Annotated in this window: 18 protein-coding genes and 1 CRISPR repeat array; all 18 genes read right to left on the bottom strand. The window is 56.3% G+C overall.

Going from position 1 to position 22,304, the window contains the following annotated elements; translation table 11 throughout:
- Positions 1 to 32 precede the first annotated feature (32 nt).
- Positions 33 to 2,193: a CRISPR direct-repeat array (repeat unit 36 nt; unit sequence GGCGCAGAGGTTGGCACCAACCTGATCGACGGACAC).
- Between the two features lie 238 nt (positions 2,194 to 2,431).
- Positions 2,432 to 3,706: an RNA polymerase sigma factor RpoD gene (gene rpoD / locus KGZ89_03580; protein ID MBS3973931.1), complete on the bottom strand. Its 1,275-nt coding sequence runs from the start codon at positions 3,704 to 3,706 to the stop codon at positions 2,432 to 2,434.
- A complete protein-coding gene (gene dnaG, locus KGZ89_03575) occupies positions 3,690 to 5,591 on the bottom strand; it encodes a DNA primase (protein MBS3973930.1) in 1,902 nt (633 codons plus the stop codon). Before dnaG ends, rpoD begins: the two co-directional genes overlap by 17 nt.
- 40 nt (positions 5,592 to 5,631) lie before the next feature.
- Positions 5,632 to 7,752: a sodium-translocating pyrophosphatase gene (locus KGZ89_03570; protein ID MBS3973929.1), complete on the bottom strand. Its 2,121-nt coding sequence runs from the start codon at positions 7,750 to 7,752 to the stop codon at positions 5,632 to 5,634.
- 97 nt (positions 7,753 to 7,849) lie between these two features.
- Positions 7,850 to 8,884 carry a deoxyguanosinetriphosphate triphosphohydrolase gene (locus KGZ89_03565; GenBank protein ID MBS3973928.1) on the bottom strand — a complete coding sequence of 345 codons (1,035 nt, stop codon included), beginning with the start codon at positions 8,882 to 8,884 and terminating at the stop codon, positions 7,850 to 7,852.
- A gap of 19 nt (positions 8,885 to 8,903) precedes the next feature.
- Entirely contained in the window at positions 8,904 to 9,260 is a 357-nt protein-coding gene (locus KGZ89_03560) for a hypothetical protein (GenBank protein ID MBS3973927.1), read from the bottom strand.
- Positions 9,261 to 9,379: 119 nt separating this feature from the next.
- Positions 9,380 to 12,091: a pyruvate, phosphate dikinase gene (gene ppdK / locus KGZ89_03555; protein ID MBS3973926.1), complete on the bottom strand. Its 2,712-nt coding sequence runs from the start codon at positions 12,089 to 12,091 to the stop codon at positions 9,380 to 9,382.
- A gap of 90 nt (positions 12,092 to 12,181) precedes the next feature.
- Complete coding sequence (locus tag KGZ89_03550) at positions 12,182 to 13,000, bottom strand: kinase/pyrophosphorylase (GenBank protein ID MBS3973925.1); 819 nt, start codon at positions 12,998 to 13,000, stop codon at positions 12,182 to 12,184.
- Between the two features lie 4 nt (positions 13,001 to 13,004).
- A complete protein-coding gene (gene glyS / locus KGZ89_03545; GenBank protein MBS3973924.1) occupies positions 13,005 to 15,086 on the bottom strand; it encodes a glycine--tRNA ligase subunit beta in 2,082 nt (693 codons plus the stop codon).
- Positions 15,083 to 15,997: a glycine--tRNA ligase subunit alpha gene (locus KGZ89_03540; GenBank protein MBS3973923.1), complete on the bottom strand. Its 915-nt coding sequence runs from the start codon at positions 15,995 to 15,997 to the stop codon at positions 15,083 to 15,085. Before KGZ89_03540 ends, glyS begins: the two co-directional genes overlap by 4 nt.
- 109 nt (positions 15,998 to 16,106) lie before the next feature.
- Positions 16,107 to 16,640: a YcxB family protein gene (locus tag KGZ89_03535; protein MBS3973922.1), complete on the bottom strand. Its 534-nt coding sequence runs from the start codon at positions 16,638 to 16,640 to the stop codon at positions 16,107 to 16,109.
- On the bottom strand, positions 16,640 to 17,398 hold the full coding sequence (recO, locus tag KGZ89_03530) for a DNA repair protein RecO (GenBank protein MBS3973921.1): 759 nt from the start codon (positions 17,396 to 17,398) through the stop codon (positions 16,640 to 16,642). The genes KGZ89_03535 and recO overlap by 1 nt, the downstream gene beginning before the upstream one ends.
- Positions 17,399 to 17,413: 15 nt before the next feature.
- A complete protein-coding gene (deoC, locus tag KGZ89_03525) occupies positions 17,414 to 18,106 on the bottom strand; it encodes a deoxyribose-phosphate aldolase (GenBank protein MBS3973920.1) in 693 nt (230 codons plus the stop codon).
- Positions 18,103 to 19,023, bottom strand: a complete 921-nt coding sequence (gene era, locus KGZ89_03520) for a GTPase Era (protein ID MBS3973919.1) — start codon at positions 19,021 to 19,023, stop codon at positions 18,103 to 18,105. The genes deoC and era overlap by 4 nt, the downstream gene beginning before the upstream one ends.
- Complete coding sequence (cdd, locus tag KGZ89_03515) at positions 19,023 to 19,439, bottom strand: cytidine deaminase (GenBank protein MBS3973918.1); 417 nt, start codon at positions 19,437 to 19,439, stop codon at positions 19,023 to 19,025. Before cdd ends, era begins: the two co-directional genes overlap by 1 nt.
- Positions 19,432 to 20,706, bottom strand: coding sequence for an HlyC/CorC family transporter (locus KGZ89_03510; GenBank protein ID MBS3973917.1), 1,275 nt, complete (start codon positions 20,704 to 20,706; stop codon positions 19,432 to 19,434). Before KGZ89_03510 ends, cdd begins: the two co-directional genes overlap by 8 nt.
- A 22-nt stretch (positions 20,707 to 20,728) precedes the next feature.
- Entirely contained in the window at positions 20,729 to 21,430 is a 702-nt protein-coding gene (locus KGZ89_03505) for a diacylglycerol kinase (protein MBS3973916.1), read from the bottom strand.
- Between the two features lie 8 nt (positions 21,431 to 21,438).
- Entirely contained in the window at positions 21,439 to 21,891 is a 453-nt protein-coding gene (ybeY, locus tag KGZ89_03500; protein MBS3973915.1) for an rRNA maturation RNase YbeY, read from the bottom strand.
- Positions 21,857 to 22,304 (bottom strand): phosphohydrolase (locus KGZ89_03495; GenBank protein MBS3973914.1); only part of this gene is annotated, 448 nt, incomplete at its 5' end. The genes ybeY and KGZ89_03495, both read right to left, overlap by 35 nt.

The raw sequence follows: 22,304 nt of genomic DNA, 5'->3' as shown, positions 1-22,304 counted from the left end.
TCGTTCGCCTCGTCCTCGAGCAGGCTCTTCGTGGCGCAGAGGTTGGCACCAACCTGATCGACGGACACAGCGCCTTGAGCTGCTGAATACCCCGGTCCGTGATGGCGCAGAGGTTGGCACCAACCTGATCGACGGACACCCTCGAGCCAGCGCGGGATGAACGCGCACTCGGAGGCGCAGAGGTTGGCACCAACCTGATCGACGGACACGCCATGACTCCAACGGTAACATCACCGTGCCACGTGGCGCAGAGGTTGGCACCAACCTGATCGACGGACACGTATAGGCCTTGGCAAGCACGATAGCCATGATGTGGCGCAGAGGTTGGCACCAACCTGATCGACGGACACACGACCCACCGGTATCCGGTGACCTTCTTGAGCAGGGGGCGCAGAGGTTGGCACCAACCTGATCGACGGACACTCATCAAGACCGAGGACGACGGCTTCTCACCCCGGTGGCGCAGAGGTTGGCACCAACCTGATCGACGGACACCTACTAGTAGTCGCGGGTTAGTGCGGGGTCAGGACGGCGCAGAGGTTGGCACCAACCTGATCGACGGACACCCCCAGCCGCACTGTCATCAGCGCAAGGTCGGCGGCGCAGAGGTTGGCACCAACCTGATCGACGGACACGACTTCAATCCCCAACATGTTACATGGCATTATCGGCGCAGAGGTTGGCACCAACCTGATCGACGGACACGTGTTGCTGCTGTTCCTGCTCCGGCTCCTGTTATAGGCGCAGAGGTTGGCACCAACCTGATCGACGGACACTGCGGCCTTCTGCGGCTCGCAACGGTTCCGGGTATGGCGCAGAGGTTGGCACCAACCTGATCGACGGACACTCGCTGCATAGCGACATTTTCAGCCCAGGCATCATGGCGCAGAGGTTGGCACCAACCTGATCGACGGACACCGGCTTTGCGTCACTCACTGGTGCGGCTGTCGCTGGCGCAGAGGTTGGCACCAACCTGATCGACGGACACTCAAGGAACTTCGCCAGCCCCTCGGCTCTACGACGGCGCAGAGGTTGGCACCAACCTGATCGACGGACACAAGAGTACCCCTAGCGGTACCGCTGTATTACAGAGGCGCAGAGGTTGGCACCAACCTGATCGACGGACACTATTCGCCTGCTTCTTGTCCCTCTAGTATATATGGCGCAGAGGTTGGCACCAACCTGATCGACGGACACCTATGTCTCGACCCGATGGGGCGGTATCCCTACGTTGGCGCAGAGGTTGGCACCAACCTGATCGACGGACACCTACCTGACATTTTACTCTTACTCTCGAGTAAAAGGCGCAGAGGTTGGCACCAACCTGATCGACGGACACTAGACTGGTGTATTACCCCTGCTTTGTGGGATTGAAGGTGCAGAGGTTGGCACCAACCTGATCGACGGACACCACTGCGATCCATTCAGAGGGACGCTCTGGGCTACGGCGCAGAGGTTGGCACCAACCTGATCGACGGACACCTATATATCCTTTTCGCGGAATAAAGCTTGAATTGGCGCAGAGGTTGGCACCAACCTGATCGACGGACACCACGGACACGCATCCTGGCAGCTGTTAGCAGGGCAGGCGCAGAGGTTGGCACCAACCTGATCGACGGACACTGGACGAGCGCCAGCAAGGGCACAAGCTGCAGCAGGCGCAGAGGTTGGCACCAACCTGATCGACGGACACGGTCATGCGCAGTTATTTTTTGCTGATTTTTGGCCTGGCGCAGAGGTTGGCACCAACCTGATCGACGGACACCCATAGTCCGACAGCATCTTCTCCTACATACACCTGGCGCAGAGGTTGGCACCAACCTGATCGACGGACACTTAAGGTACATGTCATCGGATTGCTGACACAGGAGGCGCAGAGGTTGGCACCAACCTGATCGACGGACACGCGAAGTTCAGGAAACTTCAGGCGCGCTTATTGTCACGGCGCAGAGGTTGGCACCAACCTGATCGACGGACACTTTTCTTGCGTGTCTTCTTTTCCGGCTCTTCAGGGGCGCAGAGGTTGGCACCAACCTGATCGACGGACACACCCGCTCCCTGCGATCAATCAGCCAACTAACTATGGCGCAGAGGTTGGCACCAACCTGATCGACGGACACATGTTCCACGCCTACACCTAATGGCGGGGCTACGCCTGGCGCAGAGGTTGGCACCAACCTGATCGACGGACACGTAAACTCCTCCGAGGCAAAAACGGGAAAGTGGGGGTGCAGAGCTAACGACATATTTTCAGCAATCGATTTCCCACGGCCGATCTCCAGCTATTTTGCAACATCGGAAAAAGTTCGATGGCTGAGGATATTTCTTCGTTTTATCCGGTAACTGAGGACGGTGGCAACCCGCTACGATCCAAGCGTCGCGGTGGCTGCGATCAGCCTTTTTCAAGATGACGGGATCAAAAGCGTGCTTTCTACTCCAGATAATCCTTGAGCTTGTTCGAGCGACTGGGGTGCCGAAGCTTGCACAAAGTTTTCGACTCGATCTGACGAATTCTCTCCCGAGTTACGCTAAACTCTCGGCCGACCTCTTCCAAGGTTCTGGGGTGCCCGTCAGTCAGCCCGAAGCGCAATTCGATCACCTTGCGTTCGCGCTCTGAAAGTCCGTCGAGAACTCGCGACAGCTGCTCCTGCAGCATCGAAAAACTTGCCGCATCCGGAGGAATAACAGCTTCACCGTCCTCGATAAAGTCGCCAAGCTGGCTGTCTTCTTCCTCGCCGATGGGAGTCTCCAATGAGACCGGCTCCTGGCTGATCTTGAGAATCTCCCTTACGCGCTCGGCAGTCATCTCCATCTGCTCGCCTATCTCATCTGGCGTAGGTTCGCGCCCAAGCTCTTGGAGGAGTCCACGCTGGATCCTTATGAGCTTGTTGATGGTCTCGACCATATGAACGGGTATCCGAATGGTGCGGGCCTGATCAGCAATAGCCCTTGTTATCGCCTGTCGTATCCACCAGGTTGCATAAGTCGAGAACTTGAAGCCTTTGGTGTAATCAAATTTTTCGACTGCGCGGATCAGGCCAAGATTACCTTCCTGGATCAGATCAAGAAAGAGCATCCCACGGCCGACATATCGTTTGGCGATTGAAACCACCAATCGCAAGTTGGCCTCAACCAGCTGCTGTTTGGCGTTCAGGCCCACCTGTTCGATACGACGAAGGCGCCTTACTTCAGCGCGATCGCTGGCCGCATCACGCTCCACCAAAAGATCCAGCTTCGCTGTAGCCTCAAGGCCCGCCTCGATCTTCATAGCAAGATCGATCTCTTGTGCCGCCGTAAGAAGAGGAACCTTTCCGATCTCCTTTAGGTACATCCGAACCGGATCTCCGGTCAGGGGAGCCAAAGATAGGGCGTCGGTGCGCTTCTTGCCCTTCTTCTTCACTGCCTTTACCGGCTTGGGAAGCGGTATGTTGATGTGCTCTTTTTCCTCGGCAGGCATATCGTCGTCAACCACAACATCGTGATGTACATCTATCTCATCAACCACAACATCGATCGCAGAGTCGTCAAGAATCGCTATTCCTGAGTCGCGAAAGTGAGCGTATGCGTGATCGAACTGCTCTTCGGTGAAGTCCGCCTCGCTTAGAGCTGTAGAGATCTCTTCATCGGTGAGACCGCCCTTGGCCTTGCCCGACTTGGTCAGAGATTTTATTTGCGGTAGTTTTGAGATTTCATCTCGGCTGGAAATATTCTTGATCGCTGACTTCTTGACTGAATCGGTCACGCTGCTCCCACTCTTCCCTGTATTCACGGTTGATTTCTTCGCTGCGTAATGTGTAATAGTACTTCTGTAGTGAGGTTATCTCCAGAAATAGCTCATCATACCTGATTCGATCCACCTTTGGGTCTGTTTCATGCAACTGAGCCTTCTTGACTATAATTTGACGCTCAAGTGCAAACTCCTTTAGTTTTCTTAACAACTGACCTGCGATGAAATCGGCCTCTTCGACTTGGGCGGCGGCAATAACAAGTCCGGCCAACACATCCGCTGCCTCCTTATCGACAGAAGCAGCGTGAGAGTAAAGCTCTTTGCCCACGGATTCTCCCGAACCCAAGACAATTTCGATCAAACGCAACGCCATAGGGTCGTCAAGCAGCTCTCTATATAGCAAACCCCGTGCCTTCACTCGCAGTTCAGGATAGGCAGCTAGCAACCCCACAAACTCCCGCTGAGCTCGGATGCGCACATCCTGGACCTGATGTGAACTTTCGGACGGGGGAAGCTCCTGAACCACGTCATTGCCCTGCTGAATGAGGGCAGGCTTGGCACGGGATGCAGCACTTTCAACCACTTTATAGTCGGTGCGCAATCTATCAGCAACGTAGTTTGTGTAATCCTGTGCAAGTAGTGTTCCGCGAACGGTCGCCAATACCGACGCACACTGCGCGAGCGCGGCCGAGCGACCTTGGGGGGTACTTATATCGTGGGCATCGAGCCTTCGATCGATAACAAACTGAATAAGTGGGATCGATCTTTCAACGAGCTCCTCCATACCTTTCTTGCCTGCGGTCGAAACATAGTCGGCAGGATCCTGTCCAGTTGGCACAGCCGCTACGCGGAGATCGAGAGTCGCGCCACCAGGCTCGGGCCTAATGGCAAGATCAATGAACTCAAACGCTCTCTCGGCGGCTCTTATACCGGCATCATCGGCATCGAACAAATAGACGATCTGCCTGCTAAAGCGGGCTAGCAGCTTGACATGATGCCTCGTAAGGGCGGTACCCAGGGTCGCTACAGCATTACTCATCCCCGCTTCATGCAGCGCGATCACATCGGTATACCCCTCAACAACTATCGCGCAGCCGGTTTTGACTATCTCGTTTTTGGATTTGTCGATCCCGTACAATAGGCGGGACTTTGAAAATATCGGAGTCTCTCCCGTATTTAGATACTTTGGCTCACCGCTGCCGAGAACCCTTCCACCAAACGCAACCGGGCGTCCGGTAATTGTGTAGATCGGAAACATGATCCTGTCAAAGAACCGATCCTTGACCTGTCCGCTGTCAGATTTGATCACGAGATTGGCGGCAACAGCTTCTTCGAGCGAAAAACCAAGTGACCGCAGATGACTCCAAAGTACACTTCCGCCCTCAGCCCAGCCCAAGTTGAATCGCTTGGCGGTCGTGATGTGAAATCCTCGCCGGGCCAGATACTTTCTGGCCGAATCCGCCTTTTTGTGAGCCGATGTAAGAAGAGCCTGATGATAAAAGGTCACTGCAGCCTCAGTGGCCGCCGTGAGTCGCTCCCGACGACCGCCAGGAAGCACACCGCCAGCCTGTTCGGTGATGACTACCCTGCCTCGCTCGGCAAGAAAGCGAAGGGCCTCGGGAAACTCGAAATTCTCCCTGCGCATCACAAAGCCAAGAACGTCCCCTCCTGCCCCACAGCCAAAGCAGTGCCACAAACCGGTAGCGGGATCGATCTTGAACGATGGTGTTTTCTCTTGATGAAAAGGACAGTTGCCCCAGTAGAGTCGGCCTTTCTGCTTGAGTAAGACCGACTCTGAAACCAGGGCAACTATATCAGTGGCGTCCCGCACAGCCGCTACGTCCTCTTCAGAGTAGCGAGCCATGCGAAACCTCCCTCGTTCTATTTGAGAAAACTGTCAGACACTACCCTACTATCCCGCCACCAAGCGAGATGAACAGTGGGACAAAAACGAGGCTTACGATGGCCATCAACTTGATAAGAATATTCATCGATGGGCCAGAGGTGTCCTTGAACGGATCGCCTACCGTGTCACCGGCAACCGCCGCCTTATGGGCCTCAGAGCCTTTTCCGCCATGATTGCCGGCCTCAATGTACTTTTTGGCATTGTCCCACGCGCCGCCGGCGTTCGCCATGAAAATGGCGAGCAGGAAGCCTGTCACCAGAGAACCGGCGAGAAGTCCCGAGAGCATGTCGACGGAAATCGCACCCACAACAATCGGGGCCGCTATGGCAATGACCCCAGGAGCCACCATCTCCCTCAAAGAAGCCTTAGTTGAGATATCAACGCAAGCGGCATAATCGGGGCGCCCTGTCCCTTCCATGATTCCAGGAATCTCCCTGAATTGACGGCGTACTTCGGCGATCATCGCAAAGGCAGCTCTGCCGACCGCGCCCATGGTCAACGCGCCGAACAGGAACGGAAGCATACCTCCGATAAACAATCCGATAATGACGTATGGATTATCGAGGCCCATGTTGATGTCGACTCCACCAGCCTCAATCTGAGTTCGGAAGGCGACAAAGAGCGCCAGAGCGGTCAAACCTGCTGATCCGATAGCGAAACCCTTGGCGATAGCCGCCGTCGTGTTTCCGACGCTGTCCAGGGTGTCTGTGATCTTGCGGATAGGAGCGCCCATGTGCGCCATCTCGGCGATACCGCCGGCATTGTCAGCAACCGGGCCGTATGCGTCGACACCAACAGTAATAGCGATGATCGAGAGCATTCCTAGGGCGGCAAGACCGATACCGTAGATGCCGCCTCCAACGGCGACTCCCGCAATTTCGACTCCCTGATAGGCGGCATTACCAGCCAGAAAGGAGACTAGGATACCGGCAACCACGACCATAATCGGCGCGGCGGTCGACATCATGCCGGTGCTGAGACCTGAAATGATATTGGTCGCGACACCAGTCTCGGAGGCCTTAGCGATGGCTCTAGTCGGCGAATAGTGGTCCGAGCAAAAGTATTCGGTGATCTTGCCGATTGCGATTCCGGCGACAAGTCCCGCGAGAACCGCGGCGAAAAACCACATGCGCGCGGGGTCGGAGCCTTCCCGCGTCGACCAGTGCCAGAAAAGGAACCCCATAGCGCCTACCTGCAGGAAAGCGGCAACATAGGTACCCATGTTAAGCGCATTATGGAGATTTGCGCCCTCTTTAGCCCTCACCGCAAACAAGCCAATTATCGAAGTAATGATCCCGAATGCAGCGATCAGAATCGGAACGGTGGCGCCGTATATAAAGTCGATTGAATCATACCCGTAGACCACGCCCCAAAGTGTTACTGCCAAAACAACCGGAGCGATGATCGATCCAACGAAAGATTCGAAAAGGTCAGCACCCATACCGGCCACATCGCCAACATTGTCGCCCACGTTATCGGCGATAACCGCCGGGTTTCGTGGGTCGTCCTCGGGAATTCCGGCTTCTACCTTTCCAACCAAATCGGCGCCGACATCGGCGGCCTTGGTATATATTCCGCCACCAACACGAGCGAAAAGCGCGATGGAGCTGGCGCCCATGGCAAATCCGTTGACCACCTCGATTTGAGGAGTCTCACCACCATTTAGTACAAGGAAAAGTATCCACAGGCTCAAGCCGCCAAGCCCAAATGAGGCCACGGCAAGACCCATCGTAAGTCCTGAGCGAAAAGCGACCTGAAGTGCTTTGTGGATTCCTCCGGTTGCCGCTTGTGCGGTACGTGAGTTCGCACGGGTCGCCACGTACATGCCAAAATATCCTGCGCCCGCCGAAAGAATGGCGCCTGAAAGAAACGCTGCGGCGGTTAGAGGTGGCATCGCCGGAACTATTACGATGATGATTGCAACTACAATCGCGAACACGGCCAAGACTTTGTACTCCCTGAGAAGAAACGCGAGCGCCCCTTCTTGGATAGCCTTGGAGATTCCCTGCATCTTCTCGTTGCCCGGATCCTGCTTGAGCACCCATGTAGCCAGAGTAACGGCCACAATGATGCCAACCAGGGAGGCTGCAGGAGCTAACCAGCCGATCCAATCTGCCATTTAGTAGACTCTCCTTCCGCGACGCAATCGTGGAAACACTTCGGTGATTCTATGTGAACATCTCGGCGGCGGCAACAGCAAGGTGAGCACGCACGAGCTAAAACATCCAATTCTTCGGCATGAAATGGCTTTCGAACTGCCTCAAAGCGAACCGATCGGTCATGCCTGAGACGTAATCGACTACAGCCTGCGGGAGCGAGGCGACGCTCGCTGGGCGATACTCCGCCGGCAGCATATCGGGGTCCTTCATGTAGTGCCGGAAGAGCGCCTGGACTACGCCATGCGCCTTCGGCTCTTCGCTTTTTGCCTTGCCTGACAGATATACGTTAGCAAAAAGCCACTCCCGAAGCTCCACAAGCGCGTCCCAAACATCCTGGGTCATCCGGATCTCTGTCGCACCATCACTCGCTTCCATCAGGGCGTTGACCATTGTGGTGATACGCGAATCATGTCTGCTTCCCAAGATCTCGGTGAGATGCTTGGGGAGATCTCTTTCGGACAAAACCTTCCCCCTGATAGCGTCGTCGATATCGTGGTTTATGTACGCGATCCTATCGGCTATAGCGACAATCTGACCCTCCAAGGTGGCAGCCTTCAGGTCACCACTGTGATTGGCGATCCCGTCACGCACCTCCCAAGTCAGGTTGAGCCCCTTGCCGTCGTACTCGAGTGACTCGACAACGCGGAGAGATTGCAGGTTATGTCTGTACTTCAGTGGAGCCCCGGGGTATGAATCGCCAAGCTCGGCCAAACACTCTGCCAGAGCTTCCTCACCAATGTGACCAAATGGGGTATGCCCGAGGTCGTGACCAAGAGCGATCGCCTCGGTCAGATCTTCGTTGAGGCGCAGTGCCCGAGCCACAGACCTCGCGATCTGAGCCACCTCCAAGGTGTGAGTGAGGCGCGTACGATAGTGATCTCCCTCGGGCGACAAAAACACCTGCGTTTTGTGCGAAAGTCGCCTGAAGGCCTTGCAGTGAATTATCCGATCCCGGTCTCTTTGAAACTCAGTGCGGTATGGATCGAGCCTGCTTGCGTGCTCGCGTCCCTTCGTGGCCGAGGAAAGGGTTGCGTGCTTTTGCAACCTGTTCTTCTCTTCGGCTTCATATTGTTCTCTGGTTATCAAGCTCATCGAATGCTGCGTAACTCCTTCAGTTGACGATTCCTCTGATGATTATGAAGGAAGCGAATGACACGACGGCTCCCGCTATCCAGGGGCGCCACCAGCCCATACGCCTGGCCAGCCAGACTCCTAACGTCGCAAATCCAGAGGCCGCCAAAAGCATCAGCCCATCTGAGACCAGTTGGTCCAGAACAAGTCCGAGAGTCGCGCCAAAGGTAGCGGCTTCCCCATTACCGAAGAACCGCTCGACCACAGAGAGCAAGACAATAGCCGCAACTCCGCCGGAAACCGCAAAAACCCACTCCTGAAAGAATTTCCGGCGCGAGCGGGAGTGCCCCTGTATCAGGGGCGACCTCGGTTCCTGGAAGAGTTTTGTCCTCCCCATGCACACTCCGCACCAAAACGTTATTAGATTGACCAAATGCTCTGCCTTATCGGCTAGAGCCCAATATATCGCCTAATCACCTCGGCCGATAGACAAAATGTTGCAAACATTCTTACCTGTTATCCGACTTTGCCGCGAATGTCCGACAGTGCAGCTTGAGCAGCCGCAAGCCGTGCCAGTGGAATCCTGTAAGGTGAGCAGGAAACATAGTCTAGGCCGAGACCGTAAAATATCTTCACGCTTTCGGGATCACCGCCATGCTCGCCGCAAACACCCAGCTTGAGCCCGGGATTTACCGCTCTTCCTCCCGCACACCCCATCTCCACAAGTTTAGCGACACCAGCATCTATCGTCTCAAATGGATTCTTCATCAACACCTTGCGATCAAGGTATTTGGGCAGAAACTTGGATTCGATGTCATCGCGCGAAAAACCAAAGGCCGTCTGAGTCAGATCGTTCGTGCCGTAAGAGAAGAAATCGGCGTGGGTAGCAATATCCCTGGACATAATCGCCGCGCGGGGAAGCTCGATCATCGTGCCGATCGCAATATCTACCGACACCCCAAAGCTTGAGGAAACCTCAGCGATGACCTTCTCGGCTTCTGCACGCAAGATTGCAAGCTCGGCCTCGAGGCACACCAATGGAATCATGATCTCTGGCTGAGGGTCTTTCCCGTCGCGCTTGAGCTGACATGCCGCAGCTGTGATTGCGCGTACCTGCATCGCGTAGAGCTCGGGAAACATTATCCCCAGCCTGCAGCCGCGTAGCCCGAGCATCGGGTTCATCTCGGCCATGGCATCGATTTGCGACAGAAGCTTGCGTCGCTCGGCGAGCTCAGCCTGAGAGGCGCCATTGCACTCGGCCCTGACTATTTCCACCTCAAGCTCGCGTGGGGAATCCAAAAACTCGTGCAGCGGCGGATCGAGCAGCCTAACCGTGACCGGCAGTCCATCCATGGCAGCAAAGATGCCCAGGAAGTCGCCTGTCTGCGCTTCGAGTAGCTCAGCAAGGGCTTTGTCCCTAGCCGCGCGACTGTCGGCAAGGATGAAGTTCTGCAGGATATTCTTTCTCTCGCCGAGGAACATGTGCTCGGTGCGGCACAGTCCGATACCAGCGGCTCCGAACTCTCTGCCCAGCGCCGCATCATCAGGAGTATCCGCATTGGCGCGAACGCCCGTGGTGCGAAACTCGTCCGCCCAGGCAAGTATCGTATCGAAGTCTCCGCTGATCTCCGGCTCGATAAGAGGAACCGAGCCCAGCACTACGATACCTGTCGTGCCATCCAGCGAGATTACATCCCCGCTTTTTAGCACCACATCGGTGCCTGTGATAGTGGCCTGACCGTGTTCGGCATCGATTCTGACTCCTTCGGCGCCACAAACGCAGGGCTTGCCCATGCCGCGAGCCACAACAGCCGCATGCGAGGTCTTGCCGCCGTGCGAGGTCAGGATTCCTTGAGCCGCGATCATGCCGTGCAGGTCATCGGGGGTGGTTTCCCAGCGCACCAATATCACCTTACGTCCGGCAGCGGCGGCATCCACCGCTTCATCCGCCGAGAAAACCACTTCTCCTACAGCGGCCCCAGGTGATGCGTTTAGCCCTTTGACCAGAACGTCGTATGTGACGCTTGCATCGAACTGTGGATGCAAAAGCTGGTCGAGTTGGGCGGCGTTGATCCGCAAAATAGCCTCTTCTTTGGTGATCAGGCCCTCCTCGACCATATCAACCGCTATCTTTAGCGCGGCAAGTGCCGTTCGCTTACCGACCCTTGTTTGAAGCATCCACAGCGTGCCCTGCTCAATGGTGAACTCGATATCGCACATGTCGCGATAGTGATTCTCTAAGGTCTCAAATACCTTCCACAGCTGCTCTCCGGCTTCAGGCAACCTGGATGGCAGCTCGGCAAGAGGATCGGTGACCCTGATACCGGCCACTACATCCTCACCTTGCGCGTTGACCAGGTAGTCGCCGTAGTACTCCTTGGTGCCATCGGCAGGGTTTCTGGTGAACGCTACTCCCGTGGCGCTGGTCTGACCCTTATTGCCAAAAACCATAGCCTGGACGTTGACTGCTGTTCCTAGATCATCGCTGATCTGCTCCAATCGGCGGTAGTCTATGGCGCGTCTGTTGTTCCAGCTCTTGAAAACGGCCTCGATCGCGAGGAGCAGCTGGGTATTCACGTCTTGCGGAAAGAGCACTGTCCCATCGACCGCGAGCTGCGGATATTCAACCGCCGAGACGTGCTCGGAGACGATTTTCTTGAAAACTTCGACCAACTCGGCCATATCTTCTGCGCTAAGCTCAGCATCACTTTTTGCGCCACGATCCATCTTCATACTGCTGATCGCGTTTTCAAACAGGTCGCCCTCGACATCGAGCACTACCTTTGAAAACATCTGAACGAAGCGGCGATAACTGTCGTACGCGAAACGGGGGTCGCCCGTATGTGCAATAAGACCTTGGACCGAAAGATCGGTAAGGCCCAGGTTCAAAACTGTGTCCATCATTCCCGGCATCGAAAATGGAGAGCCGCTGCGGACGGAGACAAGCAACGGATCCGCTGGGTCGCCAAGCCTCTTGCCCATCTTCGACTCAAGGTCTGACATATAAGCGAATATATCTTCGACAAGCCCCGATGGGAACGCCGGGGGCTGCGAGGCGTAAAACTCCATGCAGGCCTGGCAGGTAATGGTGAATCCCGGTGGGACAGGCAGCCCCATGTTCGCCATCTCGGCGAGATTCGCGCCCTTGCCGCCCAGGATGTTCTTCATTTCCCTGTTCCCCTCGGTGCTTCCTCCACCGAAAGAATAAACCCTCTTGACGTCAGACAACTTGTTCTCCCTCTCTCGATTACACGGCGGCCTGGCGTTTCAGACAAAGTGATAACTTAGCAAAAAACGCAGAATATGGCATCAGCACGGTCAGTCGGATGTCATCAACCCGCCCCGGACATATCGAATTATCTCCTGTGCGGCCTCTTCCACAGCCCTATTATCAGTGTGTATGACTATACAGCCAATCTTGCGCATAAGCGCTCGGGCCTCCTCGAGCTCGGCGATCACAGCTTCCCTCTCGGAGTAGCCGGGAACCCAGGCGCCGAGGTCGAACATGCGCTCCCTGCGTATATCGACGAGCAGGTCGGGGTCTGTAACAAGCCCGAAAACACGCCGAGGATCAAGCTCGTAAAGCTGAGGAGGCGGCTCCAGCCCTGAAGCCAGCGGAACATTGGCGACTCGCCAGCCTTTGAAGGCCAGATACATCGCCAGCGGCGTCTTGCTGGTGCGGGAAACGCCGATAAGGACGATATCAGCGTTGATAAGACCTTCCGGATTGCGCCCGTCATCGTGGCTGACAGCGAACTCCATGGCCTCGATTCGCGCGAAGTAGTCCTCGTCGGTACGGTGCATCGCCCCGGCCTCCCCCGTCGCAGAGATGCCAGTGACCCTGGATAGCAGCGAGACCGCCGGACCGAGAATGTCCACGCCGTTTACTCCCTGGGTGCACAATCGCTCCATCTCTTTACGCAAAGAGTCCTCGACAAGGGTGTAAAAAAAGATGCAATGCCTGCCGCAGTGAGCCCTGACGAGCTCATTTAGTTCTTCCGCTGTCTGAACCTTTGGAAGACGCTCGATACGAAAGCCCTCCGACGCAAACTGCGCTATCACGGCGCGAGCAACCATCTCTCCAGTCTCACCCAAAGAGTCGGACAAAACATGGATGGAGATGATTTCTGTGTGCATCGATCTAACCGGCCAACCTGGAGAGGTCCGCGAACCTGAGAAAGAGCGCCACAAATCTATTGAGAAGTTTGAGACGATTGTTCCTCAACGCTTCGTCGGGATCCATGACAAGGACGGTGTCGAAAAACACATCGATGGGCTCACGAAGAGACGAAAGTATTTCCAGCACGGCCCTGTAGTCTCGTGAAATAAACGCCGCGGTCGCCTTGGATTCGGCGGATGTCAGCGCGTCCGCCAGCAATCGTTCCTCGGCGGTCATGAGATGTACCTGACATTCGGTGCTTAGCTCGGGTTTGGACAGGTTCTTCGCGCGGGTAAATGCGACCGAGAGGTTTTCGAAAGTTTCAGCTCCAGCCGCTCTAGCAGCAGTCAACGCCTCGCAGCGCGCCAGCGCATCAGCGGGGTCGCTGGCAGCCACAGCGAGAACCGCTGCGACCGTATCGTATGCATGATTGCGATCGCGAAGCATTATCTCAAGTCTGCCGGCTACAAACTCGCCGATGTGAGATTGAGTCGCGTCCGCATCAAGACCTGGTAGCAGTTTCCCGTAACCGGCAAGAGCTGACGCGATCGCTTCGTCGAGCGGGATTCGCAAGTTGCCTGTGAGAAGCATCGTCAGAACGCCGATGGCGCCTCGCCTTAGCGCATACGGATCCGAGGAGCCGGTCGGGCCTTGGCCGATAGCGAAGATGCCGGCGAGTGTGTCGAGCTTGTCTGCGGCGGACACCAGCATACCTGCGGCGGTAGATGGCAAGACGTCATTGGCGAATCGAGGCTGGTAGTGCTCGCGTATCGCCAGCGCGACACCACTCGTTTCGCCGGCGGCTAACGCATAGTGATAGCCCATTACTCCCTGCAAGTCGGGAAACTCAATGACAACCTGGCTAACGAGGTCGGTCTTGGCCAGGTGCGCAGCCCTAAGAGCGTCGGATGCTTCAATTTCATCGGCGCCATGAAGGGCGGCCAGCTTTTTGACAAGCAGCTCGATTCGATTGACCTTATCGCCAAGAGTGCCGAGTTTTTCGTGAAAAACACTCCGGGACAGCTTTGCCACACGGGCTTCGTTCGAAAAGGCAAGATCCTCCGAGAAGAAGAAGGACGCGTCGGCGAGTCGGGCCCTTATGACTCGCTCGTGCCCGTGAACTATTTGGTCGGTAAGTGAGGGATCGCCATTGTGGACCACCAGAAACCTGTTTACCAGCCGCCCATCGGAGCTCTCCACCGGAAAGTACCTTTGATGCTTGGTCATCGCCGATTCGAGAACCTCGCGCGGTACCTGCAGGAACTCTTCGTCGAAGCTTCCGAGCCCAACGGTTGGAGATTCGACGAGATTTACGACCTCGGCGAAAGTCCTCTTTGGCATCACGGGGCGAAACTTTTCGACGGCGAGAAGCGAGTTGACGCCTTCCAAGATGATTCGCGACCTTTCGGCGGCATCGTAGATAATTCCGGCTTCAGCGACGATCGATGCGTACTCATCGGCATGAGTCAGCTCCAGTATGCGCCGGGAGCCGATAAAGCGATGCGCCTGGGTGTATCTTCCAGCGACGACACCGGCAAACTTCACCGGCACCACTTCACTGCCGTAAAGCGCCAAAAGCCACCTTACCGGGCGAATGAACCTAGCTTCACCGTCGCCCCATCGCTGCGTTTTGGGCCACGATAGGCCCTCCGTGAGCATGGCGAGAAGTCCCGGGAGGACCTCTTTAGCGGCGCGACCTTTCTCCTCGATCGAGGCCCAAAGATACTCTCCGCCGGCATCGGACTTCCTTACCAGGCTCTCAACGTCAACACCGCGAGAGGCCGCAAAGCCCTTTGCGGCCGGTGTCGGATCACCTGCGGCATCGAATGCCACCTTGACCGCAGGGCCTCTTACCTCAAGCACCAGGTCTTTTTGCTCGCCGCCGAGACGCTCAACCCGCAAGACTAGCCGCCGAGGAGAACCGAATGTCTCCAGCAAATCGAAGTCCAGCCTGGCGTCCAAAAAGGCCTGGCTCGCATCGGTTTTCAGCTGTTCGACGGCTGCGTATAGCGCAGCCGATGGCATCTCCTCGACGCCGATTTCAAAGAGCAACGTCTCGCTCACAGGGCCTCCCCGCCTTTTGTGGCTGCGGCCGAAAGTGAAGCCTCATCGCCACCGTCCTGTAGCTTACTCACGTAAAGCTCACAACAGGCCTTCGCCAAGGCTCGAACACGCAAGATAAACCCGACGCGCTCGGTTACCGCGATCGCACCTCGAGCATCGAGCAAGTTGAAGGCGTGAGAACACTTTAGGACATAGTCATATGCGGGAAGGACAACGCCACTTTGCAACAAGCGCTTGCACTCAGCCTCGTAGGTGTCAAAAAGGGCATAGAGCATATCGATGTCCGCGAGCTCAAAGTTGTGTCGGGAGTACTGCCTCTCGTTTTCGAGAAATACATCTCCGTATGTGTACTTCGCGCCGTCAGGGCCTACACACCAAACGATGTCAAACACGCTATCCACGCCCTGGATGTACATAGCGAGCCGCTCCAGGCCGTAAGTGATCTCCGCGGGAACAGGTCGGCAATCAAAGCCTCCTACCTGCTGGAAGTAGGTAAACTGTGTGACCTCCATACCGTCGAGCCAGACCTCCCAACCCAGCCCCCATGCGCCTAGCGTAGGGCTTTCCCAGTCATCTTCTACTAGCCTGACGTCGTGCTTTGCCGGATCTATCCCGATCGATTGCAGCGAGCCGAAGTACTGATCCAAAACGTCATCTGGAGAAGGCATCAATATGACTTGGAATTGATAGTAGTGCTGCAAACGATTGGGGTTGTCCCCGTAGCGACCATCGGTGGGACGACGCGAAGGCTGGACGTAGGCGACACGCCAGGGCCGGGGATCCAAAGTTCTCAACGTCGTGGCGGGATGGAACGTTCCCGCTCCGACCTCGCTGTCGTACGGCTGCAACACAACACAGCCACGATCGGCCCAGTAGCGCGATAGCGCCAGAATGATGTCTTGAAATGTCATGCCGGGCATCGTTGGCGGCTCCCATCAAGCAGCTCGGGCAAAAGGGCCGTAATCGAACACGTCGCGGCCTGTAAAGTGCGACTGATGCTATCGAAGCGGAGGCCTTCGGTCAACGCACGCCCCCGGAAAACGGGCGCCAGAAAGCTCGTTTTCGGATCTTCTCGGCAAGCAAGGCCTCGAATGCGCCCTTCTCCGCCTCGGGCAAAGCTGACGCCGGAAGCAACAGAAAAGCCGAGCTATCCGTATAGAGCAGATAGTGTGATGCGAGAAACCTCCATCGCCGGATGCGCTCCCACGGTATGATGCCGGCCCCCAGGGCGCTGTCATACACGACTCCGTCGTCTGAGAAGCGATAGTTGACCGGAAGATAAACGTCTTTGTGGGTGGGCGAGCCCGACGCCCAGTTGACATAAAACCACACGAAAGCAATAACGCCGATGAGACCTGCCATCATCAACAGCGGATACCGTTGCCCGCCCGTGGCAAGCGCCGCAAAGGCAAAAAAGGCCATGATCGGAAGCACGAAGCGTAATTTCCGAAGCGCGAGCGCGAACAACACCGCCCTGTACCCCTTCTGCGTCACAGTGACCGGGATTTCCAGGGCTTTTCTGACCTCCGGTTGATGGAGCTCCGTCGATGCCATCACATAATCTCTCGGTACAAGTCCAGCGCCCGCAATCTCGCTGAAAGATGGTGCCTTACAAAAGCGTGCATCAATGCGAGCGCTTCGGCGACCACGCGCTCGGAGGTGGTGTCTGAATCGGCGGCTATCTCGGCCATCGTCTTGTAGAGCAGCTCGCCGAGAAGAACACACGCCTCACCTGAGGCTGTCATAGAGTGCTCTGCCGTGTCCTTGCAATTTGGGCAGATAGTTCCGCCCTCGGAGAGCGAAAATCGCTTGGCCGCCGCGTGCGTAGACGGCCTGGAGCAACAGGCGCAGCGATCAAAAACCGGCCGACAGCCATGCATCGCCATGGCTTTTACCAGAAAGCCAACGAGGATTATCTGGAGCTTTCCAGCTGGAGCGCCTTCAAGAGCTTCGAGAGTGGCGTCGGCAAGACCAAAGATTCTCGGCTCTACCTGCCCCTCTACCGACAGTTTATCGACGACATCCACCACCACCGATGCCGTCACGCTGCGCTCATACTCGGCGAAGATTGCGGCGCGCGTGCGAACAGCTTCGACCTCGACAATGGTGTCAAGAGTTCGACCGGTGCGAACTAGCAGGTCAACGACTCCATAAGGCTCGAGTCGGCCACCAATCCGCGAACCGGGCTTTCGCATCCCTTTCGCGACCGCACGGAGATGTTTTCCCTCGCCAGAGAGGAATGAGACGATCACATCCATCTCGCCGAGTTTTACCTTTTTCAGCACCAGGGCCCTCAAGGTGTAAGTAGCCATCGCGATCGGCTCGTCTTATCCTAAACGCTCACGAAACGCCGCCACGATAGCATCACCCGAAGATGTGCCGAGGCGGTTAGCGCCCGCTTCCAGCATCTCAAGCGCGGTTTCGAGGTCACGTATACCTCCGGATGCCTTGACTCCGACGTGCTCACCGACGGCCTCACGCATCGTCCTGACGTCATCGACGCTTGCCCCCCGCGGCCCAAATCCCGTGGAGGTCTTCACGAAGTGTGCGCCTGCCTCTACCGTGAGCCTGCTTCCACGAACGATCTGCTCGGCGGTAAGGTATCCGGTCTCGAGAATGACCTTCACGATGGCCGAGTCGCCGGAAGCCGAGGCAACGGCCTCTACAACCGACCTCAAGTCGGTCAGCACATAATCGTCATCGCCTTCGATCAGCGCTCCGAGGTTGATGACGACGTCCACCTCGGTAGCACCTGCGAGCACCAGCTGCCGGGCTTCCTCGGCCTTAGTCGCCTGAAGGGCATACCCCAGCGGAAATGCGCATACGCTGCAAACTTGCGTAGCCGAGCCGCTAAGAATCCGGGCGGCGGCAGGCACGAGGAAAGGCGGCACGCAAAGCGCGGCGAAGCCCATCTCGGCGTTGCGCTCAAGCCACGAGGTCCCAAAGGCGAGTCCATCGACGGGCCTCAGCAGTGTCTGATCGATCGCCGAGGTCAGCGCCTCCAAAGTTATCGAGCTCATGAATCCTCACCGTACCCGAACCTTCGAATCTGCGCGGAGTCCCTGCGCCAATCCTTTTTGACCTTGACCTTCAGGTCCAAGAAAACCTTCGTGCCCAATAGCCGCTCCAAATCCATGCGCGCCTCAGTTCCAATCCTCTTGATATTGTGTCCCTGCTTGCCGATGAGGATGCCCTTTTGCGACTCCCGCTCCACATAGATAACCGCCTCCACGGTAGAGACGTTGTTCTCGGTATTCTCAAAGTAGTCTTCGAGATGTACGCCAATTGCGTGCGGAACCTCGTCGAAGGTAAAACGAATCACCTTCTCCCTGATGAACTCGGAGATCATCATATCGACAGACTGATCGGATGCCATATCCCTGGGGAAATATCTAGGCCCATGCGGCAAGGCATCGATCATCAGCTTTACAAGACCCTCGACATTGAAGCCGGTGACTGCCGATACCGCAATGACGTTGTCGAATGGCAACAGCTTCATGGCTGCCTCTGTCTGCTTCTGAACAACAGTGCTGTCGACCAGATCTATCTTCGTGATCACAAGCAGCTTGCTCGGCGCGTTGCTATGCCGCAGATAGCGCACGACCCACTCATCTCCACGACCAACCGGCTGGGAAGCGTCGATTACCAGGCAGACCATATCCGCATCAAGAATCGCTCCGGCGGCAGCCTTGTTGAGCCTCTCGCCGAGAACATCTTTGGGCTTGTGTATCCCCGGCGTATCGACAAGAACGAGCTGAGCGTCGTCCCGATCGATTACCGCACGAAGTCTTCGACGCGTGGTTTGTGGTCGATCGGAAACGATAGCGACCTTAGCTCCGGCGGCAGCGTTAATCAGAGTCGACTTTCCGCTGTTTGGGCGGCCAGCCAGTACCACAAACCCGCTCCTGACCTGAGAGCCCTGGGCCGCTTGGGACACTACGATTCGTCCTGGTCGAGGTAGCCGCGCACAAAAGCCTCGGGTAGCAGCTCGTCAAGTGACATAACCATTACCTCATCGGTGCATCCACCCATGATTACCCTCATCTCAGGGTTGAACTCGGCTAGCGCCTGCCGACATGCACCACAAGGAACAGTTGGTGACTCCGAATCGCCAACGATTGCGACCGCGTCGATTTCGGTACATCCTGCAGTGACCGCAGCGGTAAGGGCTGACCTCTCCGCGCAAAGCGTAGATCCATAGGCGGCGTTTTCAACATTGACGCCTTGGAAAATCTCACCACCAGCATAGACAGCCGCCCCTACACGAAATCTCGAGTATGGAGAGTAGGAGTTAGCCTGAATCTCACGGGCAAAAGCCAATAACGCAAGGTCGGGCTGGGTCAGATTACGCATTATCGCTCTCCTTTGCGCTGTTTTGCCTTACAGGCTCTACGACAAGCTGCCGAATTCTCGTGCCCTGCGCCACTGTGACCTTGAATTTCAGGCCCTCGATCACAACCTCGTCTCCAACCTCGGGAATGCGGCCGGCCACCTCGATCACGGCGCCGCCGACGGTGTCAGACTCAAACTCAACAGCGGTACCGAACATTTCGTTCAGATCATCTACTGGCAGCCGGGCATCAACACGATAACTCCCGTCATCCAGCTCATCTACCAGGGGCTTTTCCCAGTCGTACTCATCTTGAATCTCGCCGACGATCTCTTCGAGCAGATCCTCGATAGTAACGAGACCAGCTGTTCCTCCGTACTCATCCGCGACGATCGCGATGTGAGTGCGATCCCTCATCTCCACGAGAAGCTGTTGAACCGGCTTTGTCTCCGGGACAAAGTACGCTTTGCGAGCAAGCGTGGCCGGAGAGACTGTCGGGTCCTTCAAAATCGCAGGCAGCAGGTCCTTTGCGTACACAACACCCCTGATGTCATCGAGAGTATCGTGAAACAGGGGCAATCGCGAGTACCCGTAGCGCTGAACCATCTCGACTGCATCCTGAGCAGTGGCGGAGTCGGGCAAGCAGGTCATATCCGTGCGCGGAACCATTATCTCCCGAACCACTTTCTCGGTAAAATCGCTGACGGCTACGAGAAGCGCTTCCTCGGCTACTTCAAGCTCACTTTGCAGCTCATCGGAGTTGAGGCTACGGGCGTCAGAGTCCGATTGCCACGCAGGCCTGACCGAGCGATCCTTGATAACAAGTTCCATAAAACGTCTCCAGGGCCAATCAAGCAGGCTCACGGGAATTCTAAGGACGATCACTGCGCGTGAAGCGATGGTAGCAAGCCCCAGGGCGACGTCTTCGGGATTTTGGACCGCAATCGTTCGGGGCAGTGTCTGAACCAAAGAGAACACAAGCACAATTGAGAGCAAAGCCCCAAGCAACATGCCTGGAAGTGGCGCGAGGTTCACGTTGTCGATCAGAAATGCCGAGGATGCGATGCCCACGACTGCGTACGCCGCGCCGGATGTGAGCGCTGTTACCGCTCTGAGCCTCTCGGGCTTGGCGAGTAGCTCGGACAGAGCTTGAGCACCCGCACGCTCAGTCTCGGCAAGTCGCATCAATCTGCCTGAGGAGAGCAAGGAGCCCGCAGCCTCCTCGGCGGCCATAACAGCGGCAATCAACGATATGACAAGCGCTACAAGAATCCATAAGAACGTTTCCACTAGGCTAAAGCCTCTCCCGTATTCACAGCCAAAATACCTGAAAAACAAGTGTTGTCATGAGCAAGCCGATGAAAGCTCCAAAAACTACCTGCGCTATTGTGTGAGCGCCTGCCTCAACCCGGCTCTGGGCGACCAGCGCGGCCACAAAAAACGCCATGAGACCGATGCTGCCGCTAAGGGTCAGGTAGGTAATCGCCGATGCCGCTGAAGCCGCAAGCGCCGTGTGTCCGCTTGGCCAACCACCGCGAAGGTAGTTGTCCTCTTTTCTGATCGCCTTGACAGCGAGTACGGCCAGACTGGTCAGTGAAAGAGCGATAACCGTAAGGTGCACCGGGGCCTGCTTTACGATATGAAAGTTCGCGTCCATCGCAAGCGCTATACGATTGAAGAATACAAGATACCCAATCGCCACCGCTGCAAGGCTGGAGATGAATACGGCTCCAGCAGCTACATCCTTTGCGATCTTTGCCAGGGGATCGAACCCTTGAATCGAAATGTCGATCGCAGCCTCGATGGCGGTATTGATCAACTCGGTGGCCATCACCAGTGCTATAACCAGCACGAGGCCTATCAGCTCAAGACGGGAAACACCCAGGGCCAGTGCGGCAAACAATATCACCGCCGCGGCAAGGAAGTGCAAACGCATATTTCGCTGTGTCCGCAGCGCGTACACGATGCCCGCGATTGCGTAGTTGAAGCTCCATAACAAAGAACCGCTTTTCACGTTTTGCGCTACCAGCCCTCTGCTCGCGAATAGGCGTCGAGAAGTTCACGCTCGCGCTGCTGCATCACAGCTGCGGCTTCATCATCCTCGTGATCATATCCGAGAAGGTGCAGCACCCCGTGGACGAGCAGTAGATTCAGCTCCTGCTCCACAGTGTGTCCCAGCTCAACCGCCTGGGCCTCGGCCACAACCGGCGCAATCACGACATCGCCCAACGTGACGGGAGTGTCACTATCGATAGGACACGGATCGTCACAGCTAAACGCGAGAACGTCTGTCGGGCCGGCTTTTCCCCTGTATCGCTCACTGAGGGTCGCCATTTCGTCGTTATCAACTATCGCGATGGACAATTCTACACTTTCAGTGACCTCCTCGCGCGACAACACGAAGCGCGCAAGGTGCTCGAACGCCGAGAGATCCAGCGGTTCAGGCTCTCGATGACTCACGACTCTTATCTGCATACTCCGACCTCACCGTCAGTGGCTCATAGTACTCGACCCTGGAATGATTTATGGCCTTTAAGACCTTTGTATAGACTTGGATCACGCTCTCAATGTCTGCCAGCGTAAGTGTTGAGTTAGTCAGCTGCCCATCTGCAACCTTATTCTCGATCACCCTTCTCACGGCGTTCTCAACCCTGATCGCCGTAGGCTTCCTGAGCGCCCTGACCGAAGCTTCAGCGCAATCCGCAAGCATCACCAGTGCGGCCTCCCTGGAGTGAGGCGCATCTCCGTCGTAGCGGAAATCAGCTTCATACACCGGAGTATTCCCCTCGGCGGCCTTCGAGTAGAAGTAGCTTACGAGTGAAGTCCCGTGATGCTGGCGAATGATGTCGATGACCTCTTGGGGTAAAGAATGCTCCCTGGCCAGCTCA

The sequence above is a fragment of the Actinomycetota bacterium genome (genome assembly GCA_018334075.1).
Classification (GTDB): Bacteria; Actinomycetota; Coriobacteriia; order Anaerosomatales; family UBA912; genus JAGXSC01.
This window is presented reverse-complemented; position numbering and strand designations above follow the sequence as displayed.

Bases quoted from the DNA above. Each gene is read 5' to 3' on its own strand.
- KGZ89_03565 (MBS3973928.1), bottom strand. From the start codon at position 8,884: ATGAGCTTGATAACCAGAGAACAATATGAAGCCGAAGAGAAGAACAGG.
- KGZ89_03550 (MBS3973925.1), bottom strand. From the start codon at position 13,000: ATGCACACAGAAATCATCTCCATCCATGTTTTGTCCGACTCTTTGGGT.
- cdd (MBS3973918.1), bottom strand. From the start codon at position 19,439: ATGCGTAATCTGACCCAGCCCGACCTTGCGTTATTGGCTTTTGCCCGT.
- KGZ89_03560 (MBS3973927.1), bottom strand. From the start codon at position 9,260: ATGGGGAGGACAAAACTCTTCCAGGAACCGAGGTCGCCCCTGATACAG.
- deoC (MBS3973920.1), bottom strand. From the start codon at position 18,106: ATGAGCTCGATAACTTTGGAGGCGCTGACCTCGGCGATCGATCAGACA.
- dnaG (MBS3973930.1), bottom strand. From the start codon at position 5,591: ATGGCTCGCTACTCTGAAGAGGACGTAGCGGCTGTGCGGGACGCCACT.
- ybeY (MBS3973915.1), bottom strand. From the start codon at position 21,891: ATGCAGATAAGAGTCGTGAGTCATCGAGAGCCTGAACCGCTGGATCTC.
- KGZ89_03570 (MBS3973929.1), bottom strand. From the start codon at position 7,752: ATGGCAGATTGGATCGGCTGGTTAGCTCCTGCAGCCTCCCTGGTTGGC.
- recO (MBS3973921.1), bottom strand. From the start codon at position 17,398: ATGGCTACTTACACCTTGAGGGCCCTGGTGCTGAAAAAGGTAAAACTC.
- KGZ89_03535 (MBS3973922.1), bottom strand. From the start codon at position 16,640: ATGGCATCGACGGAGCTCCATCAACCGGAGGTCAGAAAAGCCCTGGAA.
- KGZ89_03540 (MBS3973923.1), bottom strand. From the start codon at position 15,997: ATGACATTTCAAGACATCATTCTGGCGCTATCGCGCTACTGGGCCGAT.